At 35.5% G+C, this 22,323-nt stretch carries 13 protein-coding genes; all 13 read left to right on the top strand.

Annotation, left to right across the window (positions count from 1 at the left end; all coding sequences use genetic code 11):
* Positions 1 to 3 precede the first annotated feature (3 nt).
* Positions 4 to 1,953, top strand: a complete 1,950-nt coding sequence (locus J2Y38_RS22890) for a sigma 54-interacting response regulator (protein ID WP_309847256.1) — start codon at positions 4 to 6, stop codon at positions 1,951 to 1,953.
* Between the two features lie 224 nt (positions 1,954 to 2,177).
* Positions 2,178 to 2,966, top strand: a complete 789-nt coding sequence (locus J2Y38_RS22885) for an alpha/beta hydrolase (protein ID WP_309847254.1) — start codon at positions 2,178 to 2,180, stop codon at positions 2,964 to 2,966.
* 45 nt (positions 2,967 to 3,011) lie between these two features.
* Positions 3,012 to 4,031 carry an alpha/beta hydrolase gene (locus tag J2Y38_RS22880; RefSeq protein ID WP_309847252.1) on the top strand — a complete coding sequence of 340 codons (1,020 nt, stop codon included), beginning with the start codon at positions 3,012 to 3,014 and terminating at the stop codon, positions 4,029 to 4,031.
* 36 nt (positions 4,032 to 4,067) lie between these two features.
* On the top strand, positions 4,068 to 5,837 hold the full coding sequence (locus J2Y38_RS22875) for an amidohydrolase (RefSeq protein WP_309847250.1): 1,770 nt from the start codon (positions 4,068 to 4,070) through the stop codon (positions 5,835 to 5,837).
* Positions 5,838 to 5,944: 107 nt separating this feature from the next.
* Positions 5,945 to 6,964, top strand: coding sequence for an MBL fold metallo-hydrolase (locus J2Y38_RS22870; protein ID WP_309847247.1), 1,020 nt, complete (start codon positions 5,945 to 5,947; stop codon positions 6,962 to 6,964).
* 63 nt (positions 6,965 to 7,027) lie between these two features.
* Positions 7,028 to 8,401 (top strand): alginate export family protein, encoded by a 1,374-nt coding sequence (locus J2Y38_RS22865; RefSeq protein ID WP_309847246.1) that lies wholly within the window; start codon positions 7,028 to 7,030, stop codon positions 8,399 to 8,401.
* A gap of 72 nt (positions 8,402 to 8,473) precedes the next feature.
* Positions 8,474 to 8,947: a nuclear transport factor 2 family protein gene (locus J2Y38_RS22860; protein WP_309847243.1), complete on the top strand. Its 474-nt coding sequence runs from the start codon at positions 8,474 to 8,476 to the stop codon at positions 8,945 to 8,947.
* A 14-nt stretch (positions 8,948 to 8,961) separates the two neighbouring features.
* Complete coding sequence (locus J2Y38_RS22855) at positions 8,962 to 9,921, top strand: polysaccharide deacetylase family protein (protein WP_309847241.1); 960 nt, start codon at positions 8,962 to 8,964, stop codon at positions 9,919 to 9,921.
* Between the two features lie 1,023 nt (positions 9,922 to 10,944).
* Entirely contained in the window at positions 10,945 to 13,425 is a 2,481-nt protein-coding gene (locus J2Y38_RS22850; RefSeq protein WP_309847238.1) for a TIM-barrel domain-containing protein, read from the top strand.
* Positions 13,426 to 13,655: 230 nt separating this feature from the next.
* On the top strand, positions 13,656 to 14,687 hold the full coding sequence (locus J2Y38_RS22845) for a LacI family DNA-binding transcriptional regulator (protein ID WP_309847236.1): 1,032 nt from the start codon (positions 13,656 to 13,658) through the stop codon (positions 14,685 to 14,687).
* A 677-nt stretch (positions 14,688 to 15,364) separates the two neighbouring features.
* Positions 15,365 to 18,457: a TonB-dependent receptor gene (locus J2Y38_RS22840; protein WP_309847233.1), complete on the top strand. Its 3,093-nt coding sequence runs from the start codon at positions 15,365 to 15,367 to the stop codon at positions 18,455 to 18,457.
* 12 nt (positions 18,458 to 18,469) lie between these two features.
* Entirely contained in the window at positions 18,470 to 20,413 is a 1,944-nt protein-coding gene (locus tag J2Y38_RS22835) for a RagB/SusD family nutrient uptake outer membrane protein (RefSeq protein WP_309847231.1), read from the top strand.
* Between the two features lie 139 nt (positions 20,414 to 20,552).
* On the top strand, positions 20,553 to 22,280 hold the full coding sequence (locus J2Y38_RS22830; RefSeq protein ID WP_309847229.1) for a glycoside hydrolase family 43 protein: 1,728 nt from the start codon (positions 20,553 to 20,555) through the stop codon (positions 22,278 to 22,280).
* The last annotated feature ends 43 nt before the right edge of the window (positions 22,281 to 22,323 follow it).

The following is a 22,323-nucleotide window of genomic DNA, read 5'->3' as shown; positions in this document are numbered from 1 at the left end:
GAAATGGCAAAACAATTAAAAATACTTATAGTTGAAGATCAGTTTGTTGAAGCAAATCATTTACGACTGATGCTGAAAAAAGCCGGACATTCTGTTATTGGAATGGCAAGGTCAGTTCCTGATGCTAAATATTATATTGCAGAACAGAGGCCAGAATTAGTATTATTAGATATTTTCCTCTCGGGAAAAGAAACCGGTATTGATCTTGCCGAAATACTTAAAGACGAAAATATTCCCTTTATTTATCTCTCTGCTAACTCTAACGAAGAAGTGCTCAGCAAGGCTAAACAGACTCATCCACAAGGTTTTTTGGTAAAACCTTTTAGAGAAAAAGATTTGTTAGTAACAATTGAAATAGCCGAATATCACCAACAGTATGGAATAGAATCATCAATTAGAAAAGAGCTTTTGTTTCAAAAACAATTAAAAACTATAGTAACAAAAAGAGGCACTTGGGATGAGAGAGTCCTTAATATTATTACCGCCCTGCAGTCTCTTATTTCTTTTGATCTTGTAATGGCGGTTTTTTACATTGAAAAAAAATTATCCAGCAGAGTTTTGGGTTACGCAAGAACAGGCTTACACGAATACCAACGAATAGGAATTGAAGAGTTGCAAAATATTACTGCCTTAAAAGAATCTGAGATTACTGAATTGCGAAACAAAAGTAAAGTGGAGACAGACGCCACATACTATAATGGTCAGGATTTTATAAAGATATGTGATAAAACTCCTATCAAAAAATTGATTGCGGCCTCAATGAATATGAAATCCAATCTCATGCTTCCGGTTCCTTTGACGTTGACAGAAAATGGCGGACTATATCTATCTTTTTTCAGCAGGCAGGAAGATAATTATAATAAAAATCATTTAACGTTGTGTGAAAGGCTTCAGGAGCCTTTAATTTTTGCAATTGAAAATTTAATCAGTCATGACAAAAAATTCGATAAAAAAAATACTTCTCCTGAAAATCCTGCAGCAGCTAAGAATATGAAAAATTTAGGCTTTGAATCTATCATTGGTAAAAGTCCGGCGCTGCTAAAAATATTTGACCATATTTTACAAGTTGCACCCGCCGATACAACAGTTTTGATTATGGGAGAAAGCGGTACTGGAAAAGAAAGTATTGCCCATAGTATTAAGGAGCTTTCCAATAGAAAAAATCAGCCGTTTGTTAAAATTAATTGTTCAGCCCTTCCACCAAGCCTAATAGAATCAGAATTATTCGGACATGAAAAAGGATCTTTTACAGGTGCGTCAGAAAGACGAATTGGTAAATTTGAACAAGCAGATAACGGTACTTTATTTTTGGATGAAATTGGAGATATGCCATTAGAAATGCAGGCTAAACTGCTGCGAGCGATTCAGGAAAAAGAATTTGAACGCGTTGGAGGAAATGATTCAATAAAAGTTAATGTACGTATTATTGCCGCTACCAATTGTAATCTCGAAAAAGAAGTTGCCGACGGCCGTTTTAGACTTGATTTGTATTATAGGCTAAATGTATTTCCTATTCAGCTGCCACCTTTAAGAGATCGTAAAGAAGACATCGGACTTCTTGCACGGCATTTTATTGCTGTCTATAGCGCTAAAACGGGAAAGAAGGTGAACGAGATATCAGAAAGCGCTTTAAAAAGCCTTTTATCTTATCAATGGCCAGGGAATATTCGTGAGTTAGAGAACCTTATTGAAAGAAGTATTCTTTTGGCAAAGACAGACACTATTGAGCAGATTCCGCTTCCAGCTTTTGAGGAAGCTAAAATAAACAACAAGTCAAACGAATGGTATTTTAAAACTATTCAGGAAAATGAAAGAGAACATATCATCAATGTGCTTGAAAAATGCAACGGAAGAATTAGAGGAACAGGCGGTGCATCTGAGATATTAGGACTTCCTCCTACAACGTTGGCTTCAAGAATGCAAAAATTAGGGATAAAGAGAAGTCATTTTTAATTACATATTATGAATTTTTTAATTGTAAAAAGTGATGAAATTATCTTTTTGAATTTAGCCATTCACAATTGAAACGAACGATATTAAGTTGCTTTATTTTCGTTGTACGACGAAATATAGTCGTTCCTAAATTTTAATTTTAATCATAAGTATTTGTAAATCAGTAACTTGTTTTAATGGTTCAGTTTTAGTTTACACTTTGGCATAACATAAAAATATGTATTATGCTAAGTGAAACCCCTACTACAATACTTTTTATTACAGGTGCATTTGTAAGTAATAAATGCTGGAATGAATGGGAAACATTTTTTGAGAGTAAAGGCTTTAAGACCCTGGCACCGGCATGGCCTTACAAAGATGCTCCTGTAGATGTTCTGCGCTCTCGCCATCCAGATCCGCAGATTGCCGGTCTTCGTTTAACTCAGCTGGTAGATCATTTTGAGAATATTGCGAAAAATCTTTCTGAAAAGCCTATTATAATCGGTCATTCTATCGGTGGACTTACAGCACAGATACTTTTACAACGCAATTTAGCTTCCGCAGCCATTGCCATACATTCGGTTCCCCCTCAGGGAATTATGACTTTTAAATTTTCATTTTTGAAAGCCGGTTGGGGGCCACTTGGTTTTTTTACTTCCACAAAAAAAACTTTTTTAATGAATTTTAGCCGATGGCAATATTCATTTACAAATGGAATGCCTTTAGAATGGCAGGAAAAAGCATATTGTGACTATGTTATTCCCGAATCTAAATTAATCGTTCGCGATACGATAACAGCAGCTGCAAAAGTAGATTTTCATGCTGCCCACAATCCATTATTACTAATTGCAGGATCGACGGATCATACTATTCCGGAGTCGCTCAATTACTCTAACTACAAGAAATATACGGATAAAAATTCTATTACAGATTTCAAGGTTTTTCCTGAAAGAAATCATTTTGTTTTAAATCAGCCCGGCTGGCAGGAAATAGCGGTCTTTATACAAGATTGGATAGGAAAACTACCTGCATAAATTTTACAATAACCAATTATTTAGTAACCAATTAAAATTAAAATTATGAAAACGAATTTATTGAACATTACTTTTTTAAACTTTAAAAGTAAAACATCCCAGTTTATAACCTTTAGCTTTTTATTATTGACGTTAATTTCCTGTAATAAAAAACCAGAAGAAACTCCTGCAGCAGAAGCAACGCCTGTCGCATCTTCTGAAACACCTCAAACTGCACCTGCAAATCCCCCAGCAAATTTTAAACATGCTTATGCAGATGTAAACGGAGTTAAAATTCACTATGTAATTGGAGGTAAAGGAGATCCACTTGTATTGGTTCATGGTTTTGGACAAAACTGGTATATGTGGAATCGTTTATTGCCAGAATTATCAAAACATTTTACCGTAATCGCTCCTGATTTAAGAGGGGTGGGAGAATCTGATAAACCAGAAGGAGGCTATGATAAAAAAAATATGGCGAAAGATATTCATGAACTGGTGCAAAAATTAGGTTACAGTAATATCAATTTGGCAGGACATGATATCGGACTAATGGTAGCTTATGCATACGCAGCGCAATATGGAAATGAAGTTAAAAAAGTAGCTTTAATGGATGCCTTGCTTCCTGGTATAGAGCCGGTATGGTCTCAAGTTTCGGCTTCGGCATGGTGGTTTGGATTTTTTGCATGGCCGGCTTCAGGCGATATTGTGAGCGGGAAAGAGAAGGAATTTTTAACGAATTTCTGGCCGGTTGTAGGACATGTAAAAGACCCTTTTACAGCCGAGGAAACGGCAGAATTTATTAGAGCTTATTCAGTCAAAGATGGCGCGAAATCGAGTTTTAAATGGTTTGGAGCATTTCCTCAGGATGGAAAAGACAATTTGATTTTGGCAAAAACAAAACTTAAAATGCCTTTATTGGCAATGGGTGGCGAATATTTTGCGGCTGCATTTCTGAAAGACCATTCTAAATTAGTTGCTGAAAATGTAACCGAATCAAAAATTGCTGGTTCTGGGCACTGGCTGGTTCAAGAAAATACAGAACGAGTTCAAAAAGATTTATTGGCTTTTTTCCTTGCAAAATAAGACCCAAAAACAGACCAATTAAATCTTTTAAAAAAAATGAAACATATATTTTTAATACTATTATTTTTCTTTGGTCTGTTCATGCAGTCTCAGGAAAAAGCGGACCTGATTGTCTATAACGGGAAAATTGCAACGATGCAAAAGGCAGGCGAATTTGTTCAGGCGCTAGCGATAAAGGACGGAATTATTCTGGCAACTGGAACTTCAAAAAACATTCTAGAAAGTTATAAAACCACAGCAACAAAAATCATTGATGCAAAAGGCAAAGCTGTAATTCCAGGTTTAAACGATAGTCATATTCATGTGATTCGCGAAGGACTGAATTACAATGCAGAATTGCGCTGGGACGGAGTTAAAACCTTAAAAAGAGCAATGGAAATGCTAAAAGAACAAGCAGCAAGGACACCGGCTGGAGTTTGGATCAAAGTTATTGGAGGCTGGAATGAATTTGGATTTGAAGAAAAAAGACAGCCCACTATTGAAGAAATAAACGCCGCGGTTCCAGAAAAACCTGTTTTTATAACCTATTTATACGGTAAAGCATTTTTGAATAAAAAAGGAATCGAAGTCTTAGGCTATACTAAAGACACACATTATGAAGGAAGCGTTTTGGAACAAGATAAAAACGGAAACTTAACTGGATTAATGTTTGCAAAAGAAACGCCAAAAGCCATTTATACCACTTTAGGATTAACTACAAAGTTGACTCCAGAAGAAAGAATTAATAGTTCGCTTCAATTTAATCGTGAACTTAATCGCTTTGGTTTAACATCGGTGATTGACGCAGCAGGCGGATCACAAAACTTTCCATCAGATTATGCGACTTCTATGGAATTGGCCAAACAGGGAAGACTTAACCTGAGGATTTCATATTACCTCTTTGCACAGCAAAAAGGCAAAGAACTTCAGGATTATGAAAAATGGGTTGCTGAAACAGTCATTAATAAAAATGATAATCTTTTGACAGCCAACGGTTATACCGAGGAAGGAGCAGGAGAAAATATTGTGGCCTCTGCAGCAGATTTTGAAAACTTTCTGGAACCAAGAATCGTACTTTCTGATGAAATGGAAAAAGATCTTGAACCTATTATTCGTCTGCTTGTTAAGAACAGATGGCCATTTCGACTGCATGCTACTTACGGCGAATCGATTGACAGAATGTTGAATGTTTTTGAGAAAGTCAATAAAGAAATTCCGTTTAACGGATTGCGCTGGTTTTTTGATCATGCCGAAACCATTACACCTCAGGAATTAGAAAGAGTAAAAGCATTAAATGGCGGAATTGCAGTTCAGTTTAGAATGTATTTTCAGGGAGAACTATACGAGAAAATGTATGGCGCCCCAAAAACACAACTGCCTCCTATTAAAAAAATGCTCGAAATCGGAATTCCTGTGGGAATGGGAACTGATGCCACTCGTATTTCAACATATAATCCGTGGATGGCATTGCATTGGCTTATTACGGGAAAAACTTTAGGGGGAATGCAGTTTTGGCCTAAAAATCAGATTCTGGATAAGTTTACCGCACTTCAATTATATACTTCAGGAAGTGCTTGGTTCTCGGGCGAAGAAAAAGTAAAAGGAAAACTGATAAAGGGTATGTATGCTGATTTTTCGATTTTATCAGAAGATTATTTTACAATTTCAGCAGACAAAGTTCGAAATATAGAATCGGATTTGACAATTGTAAATGGAAAAGTAGTATACGGTGCCAGAGATTTTAAAGCTCTTGATCCTGAAATTGCTCCGGTAATTCCAGATTGGTCGCCCGTGAAATACTTCGGTGGCTATCAAAAGAAGCAGTAAAAAGTAAAATGTGAAAGGTAAGCTGTGAAATGTGAAATTTGAAATAAAAAAGGGTCAATTTATACTTCACAGCTTACATTTCACACCTCACAATTAAAATTTAGATCATGAAAATTCAAAAATTAATTTCGGGATTGACAATCATTACATTGTCTTTGTTAGCCAATATACAGGCTTATGCACAATTTCCAATGCCCGATCATGTACCAATTTGGGACGCCAACAAAGTGACTTTAAAATTGCATAAAATTGCAGAGAATGTATATGCAGTCTCTCCAAGTACAACTGAAACTGAAACCACAAAAGGAATTGCCCAGGCTACTTCGGCAGGATTTATTGTAGCAGATAAAGGTGTTTTACTTATCGAAACAATGCTAAGTAAAGGGTTGTACGATCAGCTTTATAAACTAATTCGATCTGTTACGCCAAAACCTATTGTTTATGCCATAAATACCAGTGATCATGGAGATCATTGTTTTGGAAATTATTTACTTCCAAAGGAAACAATTGTCATTCAGAATGAATTCTGCAAAGAGAATCTGGCTAAGAATTATGAAAATATCAAACAGTTTATGATCATGCTTTTTGGAAAAGGAAGGGGAATTGAAGAAAGTGTTTATCGCCCTGCAGACATTACAATAGCCATCAACCAAACCATGAAAATTGATATGGGAAAAGGAAATATTGTTGAGGTAATAAATGTGGGAACTGCACAATCGCCAGCCGATCTTTTTGTTTATTTAAAATCATCCTCCGGAAATGTATTGTGGGCGGGAAATCCTTTTATTGCTGAAAGCCCAACTATTCCATGGCTGTTTGATGGGTATTTTTTAGAACCTGTTCAAAACCTCAATAAAATTTACAATATGATTTCTGATAAAGATATCGTAGTTCCGGGACATGGACGTATTACCAACAAAGCAGGAATCAAATATACAATTGATTATGTAACCGCTTTGCAGACTAATGTTGAAAATGCCGTAAAAAAAGGACTGACTTTGGATGAAACTAAAGCTGCCGTAACCATGAAAGAATTTGACAAGGGTTATGAACTTTTTAATTGGCTGCATTTCAATTTCAATGTTCCAAATGCTTATAAAGATATTAAGCAAAACGGAACTAAGTAATTAAAAATCTTTGGAAATCATATACGCAATGTTTCTAAGTGTTGAAAGTTTAAAAATTGAATTATGAAAAACAAGATTCTATTAGTGATTTTAATGCTTTCATTTTCTGGTTTTGCACAGCGGTATCCTGATTTTAAATCACTTCGGTTTGATGAAAATTATGGTTTTTTGAAAAATGATACCGTAAGTAATGACTGGTATAAAACATTGAAATTCCTGCCAGTTTCTGCTTCTAAAGAAACCTATATCAGTTTTGGGGGTGATATACGGTTTCAATACTTCTATGCTAAAAATGAAAATTGGGGCGATGGTCCGCAGGATAACGATGGTTATGTTTTAGGAAGATATTTGTTTCATGCCGATTTTCATGCAGGAAAGTATTTTAGAACATTTGTTCAGATGCAGAGCAGTATGGCAGACGGTAGAATTGATGCGAATCCTGTGGAGCAAAACCCGCTTGAAGTACATCAGATTTTTTCTGATTTTAATATTATAAATGAAGACAGTAAAAGATTAATTGTAAGAGTAGGAAGACAGGAACTTACTTACGGATCACAGCGGTTAGTTGCCGTTAGGGAAGGACCAAACAATAGACAATCATTTGACGGAATAAAAGCAATTGTGTCCAAACGAAATTTCACAACAGATTTTTTTTACACGCATTATGTCGTGGCTCACGATGGTGTTTTTGATGATGCATCGAATAAAGACAGACAATTATGGGGAAGTTATTTGGTCTTTAACCAGATACCAATGATCAAAAATATTGATGTTTATTATTTAGGTTATGAAAGAGCAAATGCCGCGTTTAATGATGCATCAGGTAAAGAAAATCGTCAATCTGTAGGAACACGCATTTGGGGTAAAACAGAAAACTGGCGTTATGACGCAGAAGCTGTTTATCAATTTGGGAATGTTAGGGATAAAAATATTAGTGCCTGGACAGCTTCTATCAATGCAGGATATCGATTTAATTCCGTCAAATTTCGCCCGGAAATTGGCTTTAAGACCGAAGTAATCAGCGGAGACAAAACCGCAGGCGACACAAGTCTGCAAACCTTTAATCCGCTTTTCCCAAGAGGTGCTTATTTTGGTCTTGCTTCAGTAATCGGACCTTCCAATTTGATTGATTTTCATCCTTCATTGAGTTTCGAAGTAGCCAAAAATGTAGATTGGGTTATTGATTATGATATGTTTTGGAGATACAGCAGCAACGACGGTATTTATGCGCCCAATACTACTTTAATTTATCCAGGAGATACGACTACAGAAAAGAAAATAGGAAACCAGCTCGAAAGCGAAATCATATGGGAACCTAACCAATATCTGTACTTCAGACTTGAAGCCACTTGGTTTCAGGCGAAAGAGTATATTCAGGCATCCGGAACGGGTAAAAATATATTCTTTACCGGAATTACAATGCAGTTTCATTTTTGAGCTTAGGAATGAAGTTAAATCAAATTAATTTTAAAAAATAATCTTATGAAAAAAGTGGTCTTTAAAACAAAAATGCAAACTATAAAATGGATAGTGGTGATGCTATTGATTAATTTTTCGGCACAAGCGCAAGTATATACTGATGAAGAAATCAAAACAAAAGAAACTGCAGAAAAGTTCTTTAAATATATAGGGGAAAAAAATCCCGAAAAGATTGCTTCTATGGTTTCCGAAAAAGTGGACTGGTATATGTTCGAATCGAAATATATGCCATGGACGGGGCATCGCTCAAAACGTGAAGAAATTTCAGAATTATTTAAAACTCTCTTTAGTTATTTTGTTGACGGAAGTGAAAAACTTGAGGCACAGTCTTTTTTATTGAGAGGAAATGAAGTTGCTGTTTTTGGTTTTGTAGAAAGAACAGTAAAAAAAAATGGTAAACATTTTAAAATGCCTCTTGCGATTCATATTACAGTGGAAAATAATTTGATAACCAAATTTTCACTTTATGAAGAAACATTGATTATTGAAAAGGTACTTAAATAAAAAAGTAAAAAAATATGAAGGATAGAAGAAAATTTATTAAACAAGCAGGTCTGGCTGGCCTGGCGGGATTCATCCCGGCAAGCTCATTACTAGCAAGTGATCTCAAGACAGATAATTCAGCTAATGATGAAAGCGTTAATTCCAAATGGGCTGATGGGTCGCGTTTGGTCGTATCAGTATCAATGCAGTTTGAGGCAGGAGGACAGCCTGTAAATTCAGAAAGTCCATTTCCGCAAAATATGCAGAAGGGATTTGTGGATCTTCCAGGTGAGACCTGGTATCAGTATGGGTATAAAGAAGGGATTCCGAGAATGTTGGACAATTGGGATAAATTTGGAATCAAAGTGACATCACATATGGTGGGGTCAGCAGTTCTAAAAAATCCAGAACTAGCCAGGGAAATTGTACAAAGAGGACATGAAGCCGCTGCACACGGTATGGACTGGGCCACACAATATTCTATGCCTTATGAAACTGAAAAAAAATTCATCAAAGATGGTACAGAGGCTATTAAAAAAGTAACCGGTTTTGAACCTGTAGGTTATAATGCAAATTGGTTAAGAAGAGGTACAAATACTTTAGAAATTTTACAAGAGCTTGGTTTTAAATATCATATTGATGACTTAAGCCGCGATGAGCCGTTTTTATTAAAAATAAAAGGAAAGGATTTTGCAGTGGTTCCATACACGATTCGCTGTAACGATATTGTATTGGTTGAAGGTAAAAATTTTAGCGCAGACCAATTTGCTCATCAGGTTATAATGGAATTTGATCAGCTTTACAAAGAATCTGAAAAAAAGCGCAGGCAAATGTCAATAAGTTTCCATGATCGTATAGGGGGCACACCGCAAATGGTCGCTGCTACTACAGAAATCATTAGTTATATTCAAAAACATAAAGGGGTTAGTTTTAGGCGAAAAGATGAGATTGCTCAAATGGCTTATGAGGATAAAAACATAATTAAAGAATACTAATCCATCATAAAATGCTAACTAAACATCTTACTATCTATTAAGAAATAATAATAATAATATAATCTGTGTACCAAATTAAAATCTTCACTACAACAAGGATAATAATATCTTAGTTTTCAATAATTGTACAAGAGAAATAAATCAATTTTTGGCTTCTGTTGAACAACAGGGAATGTGCTTTGTAAAAAACAATACTAAATAGAAAACAAAAGCAGAATCTTTAGATTTATATGGAAATCTGTCTTCTAGCTAGATAGATTTGAATTTCAAAATTTTACAGAGTTTTTGATGTTTAGTAATGATTTGAACTTAACGTTTCAAGTAATTGTAGGACAGTATTTTAAATTTATACATAAAAGTGATGCACCGATTCTGCACTCATTTTATACTAATGCTATTTAAATTTTTATAGCTATCTAAGCCTTTCTTAATACAGTTTCGAATCTAATCCTCGAAGAACCTTATTTAGCTGGAGTTTTGTTTTTAAAAGACCTTATGCCACGATTCTGCCACAAACGTAGAGAGATAAAATTCTTTAAAACTGATTTAACTTTTTATGACAAAATTGGAGGCAGCTCCAAAGTGGATTTACAAACAAAAAAGACAGAAAAAGGTAAGGTGATTTTTTTTGGAAATAATTCAACTTTTATGTTTTTGAATTTGGAATTTTTTAAAAAAAATATAGAATTAGCAATGAATGACATGATGAAAAGAAAACTTTATAAATATTCGAATTAAGCTGTTTCTTATTGATATTTTAAATAAACTAAAAAAGCAACCGATTGTAATAGTATAAATATTATATTTGTTTAAGTGTTTTTTAAACACTTAAATTTATTTTATGCTTTTTCACAATAAAGTAATTGTAAAAAGGTCCAATAGAAACACATGTACTATATTAAAATTGAAACAGATTGGCATGAGGCCATTGATTAATATAAAAATTTACTATCACTACCGGTATTAGAATTGTTTGGATTATAAGTAAAATATCTAGAAAATAATTATTTAAAATTATTAAGTATGTCACTAAAATTTTCTTTATTATCAATAATAATATGTTTTAGCAGTATACATAGTATTGCTCAATCTTATGAAAAAACAAATTTGGGGATAAAAACTTCGATTCACAATACTGTAGTAGAAATACAGTTTTATAGTCCTGAAATAATTCGGATTATAAAATATCCTGCTGGAAAACAAATTGATAAAAAAAGCTTATCAGTTATAAAGGCTCCACAAAACACAAAGTTTACTATTAAAAAAACAGATAGCATTATATCTTTGAAAAGCAAGAGTATTGAGGCCGTTTTGAATTTAGAAAATGGGAGGATATCTTATCAGACTTTTGATGGAAAGCCACTATTAAAGGAGAAAAAATCAGGAGCACTTTTTACAGATTTTAATGATTCAGGAATTAAAACTTACAGCGTAGCACAATCTTTTATTCTTGATAAAAAAGAGTTTATTTACGGATTGGGAATTCTGCAAAATGGAAAAATGTCTCAAAGAAATCAGAAAATCCGCATGGTACAGAATAACACCTGGGATTTTGTTACTTTTTTCCAGTCAGATAAAGGGTATGGGCTTTTTTGGGATAATTACTCACCGACCGATTTTAGTGATACTGCTCAAGAAACCTCTTTTAAATCAGAAGTTGGTGATGGTATAGATTATTATTTTATGAAGGGCAATAATGCTGACGGCGTTATAGCCCAAATGCGGGATTTAACCGGCCAGGTGCCAATGTTTCCTAAATGGACTTTTGGCTTCTGGCAAAGCAAAGAGCGTTATAAAAGTCAAAATGAAACTGTTGAGGTAGTGAAAAAATATCGTGATCTGGGTGTTCCATTGGACGGTATTATTCAGGATTGGCAGTATTGGGGCGATAATTATCATTGGAATGGTATGAGTTTTTTAAATCCTGAATTTTCAAAACCCCAGCAAATGGTAGATGATATTCATAATTTGAATGCACATCTGCTTATTTCGATCTGGTCTTCCTTCGGTCCGAAAACACCACAATTTCAGGAAATGAAAGATAAAAATATGTTGATGGATTTTCAGACATGGCCGCAGTCAGCAAAAGATGTATGGCCGCCGGATATGAATTTTCCTTCAGGTGTACAGGTATATGATGCATATAACCCTGAAGCAAGAGACATTTATTGGAAATACCTTAACAAAGGCTTATTTTCTTTGGGCATTGACGGCTGGTGGATGGATTCTACAGAACCAGATCATTTAGATGTTAAGCCTGAAGACTTTGACAATAAAACATATTTAGGATCCTTTAGAAAGGTCAGAAATGCTTATCCTTTAATGAGTGTGGGAGGAGTTTATGACCATCAGCGCGCCACACCATCTGCAAAAAGGGTTTTTATCTTAACACGTTCAGCTTTTGCCGGACAGCAGCGCTATGGAGCTAATACATGGTCGGGGGATGTGAACTCTTCCTGGGAAAATCTACGAAATCAAATTCCTGCGGGATTAAATTTTTCTCTATGCGGCATTCCATACTGGAATAGTGATATTGGCGGTTTTTTTGCAGGTGCCTACAATAAAAATGGGAATATCGCTTCGGGATCTAAAAATTCATCGTACCAAGAACTATATTTAAGATGGCTGCAGTTTGGAGCATTTACCCCAATGATGCGTTCTCACGGCACAGATATACCGAGAGAAATATATCAGTTTGGACAAAAAGGAGAAACGATTTACGATGCTATTGAAAAAACAATTCATTTGCGTTATTCGTTATTGCCCTATATTTATTCAAATGCATGGAAAGTGACAAATGGACAGTCTAGCATGATGCGTGCTTTAGTGATGGATTTTGATCAAGATGAGAAAGCCAAAGATATCAGCAATGAATATTTATTTGGTCAGTCCATATTGGTAGCTCCTGTTGTTAGTGCACAGTATACGCCTGAAGTAATTATAAAAACTAATGAAGAGACTGGATGGAATAAAGAAGAAGATAAGAACAATCCTAAAAACCCAGATATAGACTTTAGACAGAAAAAATCAAAAAAGATATATCTTCCTGCCGGTACGCAATGGTACGACTTCTGGACTAATAATAAATACAATGGTGGTCAGGAAATTGAGAAGGAAGCAGGTATTGATGAAATTCCTTTATATATTAGGGCAGGCAGTATTATTCCTTTTGGACCTAAAGTACAATATGCTGATGAAAAGAAATGGGATAATCTTGAAATTAGAGTTTATGAAGGAGCGGATGGTATATTTACTCTTTATGAAGATGAAGGAGATAATTATAATTATGAAAAAGGAAAATATGCAACAATTACATTTAAGTGGAATGATTCAAAGAAGGTTTTAACAATTGAGCAGCAAAAGGGTGAGTTTATTGGAATGATAAAACAACGGCAGTTCAATGTTGTCAAAGTTTTCGAAAATCCTGGCCAGCAAAATAGTAATATTACTAAATTTAGTAAAGTTGTTGATTATACAGGAAATACAATTTCAGTAAAGATGTAAAAGGTTATGGTGAAAGCAAATTACTAAATAGATGACATTTTTAAATGTTCGTCTTCAGAAAATTTAAAAATGTCAAGTAGTGAGGTTATAGCCTAATCTGTTTAATTTATAACGGCTTTTTATACTGAAAACAATCCCGCATTTATTAGCAACTGTGAGATTTACCTAGCAGTGTTTTTATATCATCTTTTTTTTAGTATTATAGAATTATGCTAAAAAGTATATTACCCATGGAAGAGAATAAACATATTACGATCTACGATATTGCTGCCAGATTAAATCTGGCAACATCTACCATTTCAAGAGCTTTAAAGGATCACCATTCTATTAGTGATAAAACAAAAAAAAAGGTAAAAAAAACAGCCAAAGAAATGGGTTTTGTTCCCAATACTCTCGCAGCGGGATTAAGAGGAAATAAGACTAAAACAATCGGGGTTTTAATTCCGACTATTACACAGCCGTTTTTGTCATCTTTGATCAGCGGTATTGAAATTACCGCCCAGAAATTCAATCATACTGTTGTTATCATGCAGTCTCATGATTCGTATATTGAAGAGGTTAATATGGCTAAGTCATTATTTAGCAACAGGGTCAGCGGCGTTATCTGTTCTCTTTCAATGGAAACTCAAAACACATCGCATTTTCATCAATTTTCAAATAATAATATACCGCTTGTTTTTGTTGACCGGGTGCCTAAAGATTATAATACTTTCCGGATTGTTATTGATAATTATTCAGCAGGTTACAGAGCCACAAAGCACCTTATAGAACAAGGCTGTATGAGAATTGCTCATTTTACAGCCGGATCAGAATTGGGAAATCTCTACAGTGAAAGAAAAAGAGGTTATATAGAGGCATTAAAGGAGCATAATATACAAGTAGATGAAGAATTAATTATTAAATTGAATTCTGTTACTTATGAAGAGGGAGTAAGGGCAAGCCATGTTTTATTTGATTTAAAAGTAAAACCAGACGGATTATTTGCTCCTGGAGATATTCTCGGTGTCAGTGCTGTACAGACAGCCAAAAAAAGAAATATAAGAGTTCCCGAGGAATTTAAAGTTATAGGATTTAACGATGATTTAATTTCTAAAATCATTGAGCCTAATCTTTCCACTATAAATCATCCCGCTGAAAAAATGGGTAAAGCCGCTGCCGAAATCGTCATTAAGAGCCTTCGGGTACAAAACGTGGATGATGCCAAGGAGATTATATTTCTCAATACAGAGGTTTTGGCCAGAGAGTCGACAATGAAGAAATAATGAACCCGGCCTTACATTTTAGAAATTACATATAACCATCAAATTGATGAGGAACAAACACAGTATGCCAATTTAATTGTAATTCTAATGATGAATTTTACGGTTTAAATCAGATGATGATACTGATTGACAGCTGATTGATGTTTATTATTCTTTGTTTTTCTTTCTAGGTCTAATACGTCGTTGGCTGTCGCTTTTTAGGGAGTCGATAATAGGTTGTTTCCTTCTGGTCAAAAATGTTTCCTGTAAGTTAAATTTGTTAATATATTTTATAACAACCGATTGTTTTTCGATTAATTTAAAGGCCGCATTTCCTGTTATTTTTTTTGGATCCACCTGTTTTTTTATTTTAAATTTGATTATTATGTTATTTTAACATTATTTTTACTTCATTTTCTCGAATTTTTACAATTTTTACTTTTTTTATTTATTTGTTAAATTTTATAAAAAATCATTTTATAATTAATAACAATCTTTCTCTTTGTAAATATATTTTTGTGATATATTTATTTTTTTTGCATTAAAATTGATTTTTGTATTTTTTTTAGCTTATTATTTTTAGTAATTATCAATAAAAATTAACACAACCGATTGTGTGTATTTTGGATTTTGTTATATTTGTTTAAAATACACTTATTAACTAAACCAAAGTTTAAAATTAATTTAAATCAATTTTTATGACTAACTTTTTTGTTACAAGTAAGCAGAAGCATTTGAAATGCCTTTGTTTTTTGATGTTAATGCTGGCATTTTCATTTCAGGCGAATGCGCAGAGCACAATTACGGGTACTGTGTCAGATGCAAATGGCCCGATTCCTGGAGCTAATGTAAATTTAAAAGGAACAAAAAATGGGGTAAGCACTGGTTTTGACGGTACTTATTCTATCAACGTGCCTTCCAATGGTATTCTTGTTTTCAGTTTTATAGGTTTAAAAAATAAAGAAGTTGCTGTTAACGGGCAGACCCGTATTAATGTAAGTCTTGAAGAAGATGCCGCACAATTAAAAGAAGTCGTTGTAATTGGGTACGGAACCCAGAGAAAAGAAGCGGTCACGGGATCTGTAGCTTCTCTTGGAGGCAGGGAATTAAATGAAGTTCCTGCAGCAAACGTAACTCAGGCATTACAAGGCAGACTTGCGGGTGTCGATTTAACACAGACTTCGACAAAACCAGGAGCTGCAATGCAGATACGTATACGCGGAACCAGATCACTTACCGGTGATAATAATCCGCTGATTGTACTGGACGGGGTGCCATTTGCAGGTGAAATTGGAGATATTAATCCGGTTGATATTAAATCTGTTGATGTTTTAAAAGATGCGTCTGCAACTGCTATTTATGGTTCGAGAGGGGCCAATGGAGTTATATTAATTACAACAAATAAAGGACGCAGAAATCAAAAAGCTACTTTTACTTACAATGGATTTAGCGGTATCAAACAGGTTTTTGGTAAATATGATATGATGGATGCGGCTAAATTTGCAGCACTTCGTGATTATTCAACTTTATATACAGATGGTATTGATGAATCAAGAAACACCAATACAGACTGGCAGGATTTACTTTATGGAGCAGGAGAAATGATTAGTCATGATGTAAGCGTTTCAGGAGGCAGTGAGAACGGGGCTTATAATGCAGGTTTAGGATATTATAAAGAAGAGTCTGTTTTACCTGGCCAAAAATATGAACGTTTCAGCCTAAGAGCAGGTTTAGACCAGCAATTAGGAAGCGTTTTTCGTATGGGATTTAATACAAACAGCAACTACTCCGTTGTTAACGGAGATAACATTGGTACGGGGACTATTTTAGCAACCTCTCCTTTAGCAAATCCATATAATCCAGACGGATCATTGAAGAGAACCGTGAGAATGGGGGGAGATGAAAACTGGGTTTACACCAGAGAATCTATTAATAATCTGGGAGATTCTTATGTAAATCAAACCAGAGCTTTTAGTTCGTATAATAATATTTTTGCTGAGGTTAAAATACCGGGAGTTGAAGGTTTGAAATACCGTATGAATACCGGATTAAATTTACGTTTGTCCAATAGTGGTTACTATGAAGGGCAGGGGGTTTTTGATGTGAATCCGACAACTATCTCAAATGCATCCATTACGAACAAATTATCAACGCAATGGCTTATTGAAAATTTGATCACCTATGATAAAACTTTTGCAGAAAAGCATACTGTGAATTTTGTGGGATTGTATTCAAATGAGCAGTACACGGGAAATACATCACAGATCTCAAGAAACGGAATTACTTCTGATGCCTTTCAGTTTTACAACCTAGGTCAGAGTGAAGAAGAAGCAGTTATAAACCCCGCAAATCAGGATTATACTCAATGGGGTTTAAGTTCTTATATGGCTAGAGCAATGTATTCTTACGCTAATAAATACTTTATCTCAGGAACAATTCGTTCAGACGGTTCCTCCAGATTGTCGCAAGGAAATAAATGGGTAACCTATCCGGCTGTCTCTGCAGGGTGGACTGTTTCAAATGAATCTTTTATGAAAAATGTTTCATGGGTTAATTTAATAAAATTACGTGCAGGTTATGGTGAAACTTCAAATCAGGCCGTAGATCCATACTCTACTTTGGGAGCTTTAAGTACCAGACCTTATAATTTTGGAACTACAAATTCTACAGGTGTTTATGTTACAGGACTGCCTAATCCGGATTTAGGATGGGAGTATTCCAGAACATGGAATTACGGATTGGATTTTAGTCTTCTTAATAATCGTTTATCAGGTACCGTAGAATATTATAAAACAAACACAAAAGATTTGCTGCAAAGAGTAAACCTTCCGGCAACATCTGGTGTGAGCAGTTATGTGGCAAACGTGGGCGAAACTGAAAATAAAGGGTATGAGATTGCTTTAAACGGAGTTATTCTTGACAATCCAAAAGGCTTGAGCTGGACGGTTGGAGTTAATTTATATGCTAATCAAAATAAGTTAGTAAAACTTGCTTCGGGAGCACAAAGAGATGAGGCAAACTCATGGTTTGTAGGATATAATATCAACTCTATATACGATTATGAAAAAGTAGGAATCTGGCAGGAAGGCGATCCATACATGTCAATATTAGAACCTGGACCAACTGGCATAAACCAGCAAGGAACTGTAGTAGGATCTATTAAAGTAAAGTATACAGGAGATTTTAACCCTGACGGTTCACCAACACGTGCCATTAACACAAGCGACAGACAAATTATCGAGACAGATCCTGATTTTCAGGGAGGTTTTAATACGAACTTAACGTATAAAGGTTTTGATTTTTCTGCTGTTGGAGCTTTTAAAAGCGGTGGTGTTTTAATTAGTACACTTTACGGAGGAAACAGTTACTTAAATCTTCTTAACGGAAGAAGGAGTAATGTTGATGTAGATTACTGGACACCGGATAACAGAGACGCTGAATTCCCTAATCCAAGAGGTATCAGAAGTAGTGATAATCCAAAATACATTTCGACAATGGGGTATTTTGATGCATCTTATGTTAAAATCAGAGCTTTAACCCTTGGCTATACTTTAGATCAGGAATTTATGAGAAATCTAGGTATCGAGAAACTGAGACTTTATTTTACAGCACAAAATCCGTTTGTACTTTTCTCTCCCTATAATAGAAAATCAGGAATGGATCCTGAAACGAATTCTTATGGAGATGAAAACCAGGCAGTAACTACTTCATATCAACGCAGGTTTTTGGTTATTGGAACAAATACTCCTTCTACAAGAAATTTTTTATTCGGACTTAATTTAACATTTTAATCAAGAAGAACTATGAAACGATATATTTTTAAAAAATTAATTATAGGATCAGCAGCTTTGTTCTGCTTCACGGGCTGCTCTGATATTTTGGAAGAAAAACCACATGATTTTTATGAACCGGGCTATTTCAAAACAGAACAGGGAGTTATACAGGGATTAACATCACATTACGCACATTTACGCTGGATATACGGACAGGCTTATTATTACAATTCGGTGCAGACCGGTACAGATGAAAATACATACGGGCAGCAAGCCGACGGAAATTTTAAGGATCATGACTTATCTGGAGTTGGCGTAATAAATGCAGCCTCAAGCAGAGCTGACGTGGTATGGAATAATTCATATAATGATATTAATACCGCAAGCGGAATAATTGAAAATGGTGCCGCAGTAGGTATCGCCAGCAGTTTAATTGCGGAATCTAAATTCTTCAGAGCTTTTGATTATTTTTTATTAGTACAGAATTTTGGAGGCGTACCTTTAGATTTAGGAGCGGGAGAACTAAAGTTTAACAGCAGGCCTTCGAGATCTTCAAAACGAAACACGGTACCTGAGGTTTATACTAAAGCTATTTTTCCTGACTTAAAAGCAGCAGTAAATGAATTACCGGATGCACCAAGGCTAACAGGAACAGCAACTAAAACGCTGGCCCGTTTGATCTTGTCAAAAGCGTATCTGACATATGGATGGTGGTTGGAAAACCCAAACAATATCCCGACATATCCGGATACACCAAGAACAGACCCGGATGGACATAATGCGCAATGGTATTTTCAACAAGCTTACGACATTGCCTTGGACGGAATTAATAATCCGGGATCTTATGGCTTATTGCCTTATTATTATGATGTAAACTTAGGATCTAATGATCGTAATAAAGAAATAATGCTTTATGCAGACCATACAGAGGAAAGTGAATATTATAACGGGGCAAGCCTTACTTACGGAAGTGGCGGTTCGCCGGATAATTTTGCAGGCTGGATGGGAACATTTAATTATACGGCAATAAGAAGTAAAAATGCCTCCGGAGCTGCGGTTTCGACTGTACAAAGGGCAGCAGATCAGTTTTTAGGACGTCCGTGGGTGCGAATGGTGCCGCCTATCGAAGTCTTTACAAAAACATTTGCAGAGAAAACAAACGATTCAAGATACGACGGAACATTTGCAGCCGTTTACCGCGGAAACTGGAATTTACTTGGAACAGGATTAACCGACGTAGCAACATTATACAATGCTAACGGATTACCGGTAAAGCCAGGCGATGCCATCGTAACTTTTCTTAATGATGAACCCGCTACACCAATTACATATCCTGCCGGAGCAGGCGATAATGGTGTAGGTGCAGGTGTATTACCAGGCAGATCCGATTATGTGATTTCTCCAATGGGAATCAGCCGTATAGTATATCCTGGTTTATGGAAATTAGGACCATACCGTACCGATAATGCCGGAGGATTAGGACAGCCAAATGCCGGAAGTACAAGACCTTATCCCGTTGCTAAATTTTCAGAACTTTATTTTGTTGCGGCGGAAGCTGCAGTAAAAGGAGCAGCTGGTGCTACGAGTGCCAGAGACCTTATTAATGTAATTAGAGCTCGCGCAGGAAAATGGCGCTGGGATAATAATGGTAAAGTGGCTAAAACGGCGGACAACAGCACTTTTTTAACTAGTACAACTCCTGCAGTTATTGACATTAACTATATTTTAGCTGAACGTTCGCGTGAATACTACGGTGAAGGTTATCGCTGGTATGACCTGGTAAGAACTCAAAAATGGAATGAACTTGCCGGTCAGTATAGCATTGGCGGATCAAATTACGGACAGCACACACCGGAGGTGGTTACCAGAGACATAAAACCATATCATTATCTACGCCCTATTCCTCAAGGACAATTAGATGGTATGGAAATGAGTACTGCTGAAAAAGCAGCCTACCAAAATCCAGGCTACTAATTTAGGCTGTTTAGCAATTTAATTACAGTTTTAAGGGTTAATCTTACAGTTACCTTATACTGGTTTTAGGTTTGTTAGTGGAAGCCGAGGGGCATTCTCTCGGCTTTTTAATATTTCTAATAAATAAATGGTAAAACAAATGATTAAAAAAAATATTGTTTTTATAATAGTGACAGCATTTCTGTGTTTTTATAAAGGAACAGCACAGGGCGGTGCCCAGAAAAAAATGCAATCTAGAAAAACGGCTGTTTTTTCCAATGTCATTTACAACGGTGATGATCGAATTTATAATGAGAACCCATTAAAATCGGACGAATTTTATACACCAGTCTTACAGGGATGTTATCCAGATCCTGCCATTACCAGGAAAGGGGATGATTATTATATGGTATGTTCCTCATTTGCGATGTTTCCCGGTGTCCCGATCTTTCATTCCAAAGACTTAGTAAACTGGACAGATTTAGGCGGTATTTTGAATAACGTTTCAGAATTTAATCCGCATGATACGGGAATCAGCGCTGGAGTGTATGCGCCGGGGATTACATATAATCCGCATAACGATACTTTTTACATGATTGTGACAGCATTTTCTGGCGGACTAGGAAATATTATTGTTAAAACAAAGGATCCTATGAAAGGCTGGGGAAGCCCTATTAAATTAGACTTTGGAGGTATTGATCCTTCCATATTTTTTGATGACAATGGCAAAAGTTATGTTGTTCATAACGATGCACCGGATAAAGGAAAAGAATTGTATGAAGGTCATCGTGTAATTAAAATTTGGGAGTATGACCTCAATACAGATAAAGTAATTCCCGGTACCGATAAAATTATTGTAGACGGAGGCGTAGATCTTTCTAAAAAACCGATCTGGATTGAAGCACCGCATTTATATAAAAAAGATGGAAAATATTATTTAATGTGTGCTGAAGGCGGAACAGGAGACAATCACAGTGAAGTTATTTTTAGCAGTGATAACCCTAAAGGGCCTTTTAAACCATCATCAAATAACCCAATTCTTACCCAGCGTTATTTTCCAAAAGACAGAACCAATAAGGCAGACTGGGCTGGTCATGCTGATTTAATTCAGGGACCGGATAATAAATACTACGGCATTTTCTTAGGCATTCGTCCTAATAATCAGAACAGAGTAAACACAGGAAGAGAAACTTTTATACTGCCTGTTGACTGGTCGGGAGATTTTCCTGTTTTTGAAAACGGATTAATTCCCCTGCAGCCCAAATTAAAAATGCCGGCCGGAGCTACAAATAAAACAGGAAAAGATGGTTTTTTTCCTAATGGTAATTTCACTTTTACAGAAAATTTCACCTCTAAAAAATTAGATTACAGATGGATTGGATTAAGAGGTCCGCGCGAAAACTTTATTTCACAGACTAAAAAAGGCTTAGAAATAACACCTTTTGAAGTAAACATTAAAGAAGTTAAACCAACTTCTACACTTTTTTACAGACAGCAGCACAACACCTTTTCATTTACTGCCACAGTTGATTACAAACCGCAGTCAGAAAGGGATTTGGCTGGTATTGTCTGCCTTCAGAATGAACGTTTTAATTATGTATTTGGTATCACAAAAAAAGGAGATGATACTTTTATTTTATTGCAAAGAACAGAAAAAGGACAGTCAAAAATTATAGCAGGTTCTAAAATCAAAATAACAAATTCATTACGTCTGCAGGTAAAAGCCACCGGAGACAGCTATGAATTCAGTTATGCGGCCAATGGCATTGATTTTGAAAATCTGGGCGGAGTTGTTTCGGGAGATATCCTTTCAACCAATATTGCCGGAGGTTTTACCGGAGCATTGATAGGTTTATATGCTACTTCTGCTAATGATGCCCATCCATAGCAATACAGAATTTTTTCCCGAAAATGAACTTGTAAATTTTAAT

Origin of the sequence: Flavobacterium sp. 2755, from assembly GCF_031455715.1 — a bacterium.
Lineage (GTDB): Bacteria > Bacteroidota > Bacteroidia > Flavobacteriales > Flavobacteriaceae > Flavobacterium.
Note: the sequence above shows the minus strand (reverse complement) of the source record. Positions and strands in the feature narration are given on the sequence as shown.

Coding starts and splice junctions, on each gene's coding strand:
- J2Y38_RS22875 (WP_309847250.1), top strand. CDS start 4,068: ATGAAACATATATTTTTAATACTATTATTTTTCTTTGGTCTGTTCATG.
- J2Y38_RS22835 (WP_309847231.1), top strand. CDS start 18,470: ATGAAACGATATATTTTTAAAAAATTAATTATAGGATCAGCAGCTTTG.
- J2Y38_RS22865 (WP_309847246.1), top strand. CDS start 7,028: ATGAAAAACAAGATTCTATTAGTGATTTTAATGCTTTCATTTTCTGGT.
- J2Y38_RS22850 (WP_309847238.1), top strand. CDS start 10,945: ATGTCACTAAAATTTTCTTTATTATCAATAATAATATGTTTTAGCAGT.
- J2Y38_RS22860 (WP_309847243.1), top strand. CDS start 8,474: ATGCAAACTATAAAATGGATAGTGGTGATGCTATTGATTAATTTTTCG.
- J2Y38_RS22840 (WP_309847233.1), top strand. CDS start 15,365: ATGACTAACTTTTTTGTTACAAGTAAGCAGAAGCATTTGAAATGCCTT.
- J2Y38_RS22830 (WP_309847229.1), top strand. CDS start 20,553: ATGATTAAAAAAAATATTGTTTTTATAATAGTGACAGCATTTCTGTGT.
- J2Y38_RS22880 (WP_309847252.1), top strand. CDS start 3,012: ATGAAAACGAATTTATTGAACATTACTTTTTTAAACTTTAAAAGTAAA.
- J2Y38_RS22855 (WP_309847241.1), top strand. CDS start 8,962: ATGAAGGATAGAAGAAAATTTATTAAACAAGCAGGTCTGGCTGGCCTG.
- J2Y38_RS22885 (WP_309847254.1), top strand. CDS start 2,178: ATGCTAAGTGAAACCCCTACTACAATACTTTTTATTACAGGTGCATTT.
- J2Y38_RS22870 (WP_309847247.1), top strand. CDS start 5,945: ATGAAAATTCAAAAATTAATTTCGGGATTGACAATCATTACATTGTCT.
- J2Y38_RS22845 (WP_309847236.1), top strand. CDS start 13,656: ATGGAAGAGAATAAACATATTACGATCTACGATATTGCTGCCAGATTA.
- J2Y38_RS22890 (WP_309847256.1), top strand. CDS start 4: ATGGCAAAACAATTAAAAATACTTATAGTTGAAGATCAGTTTGTTGAA.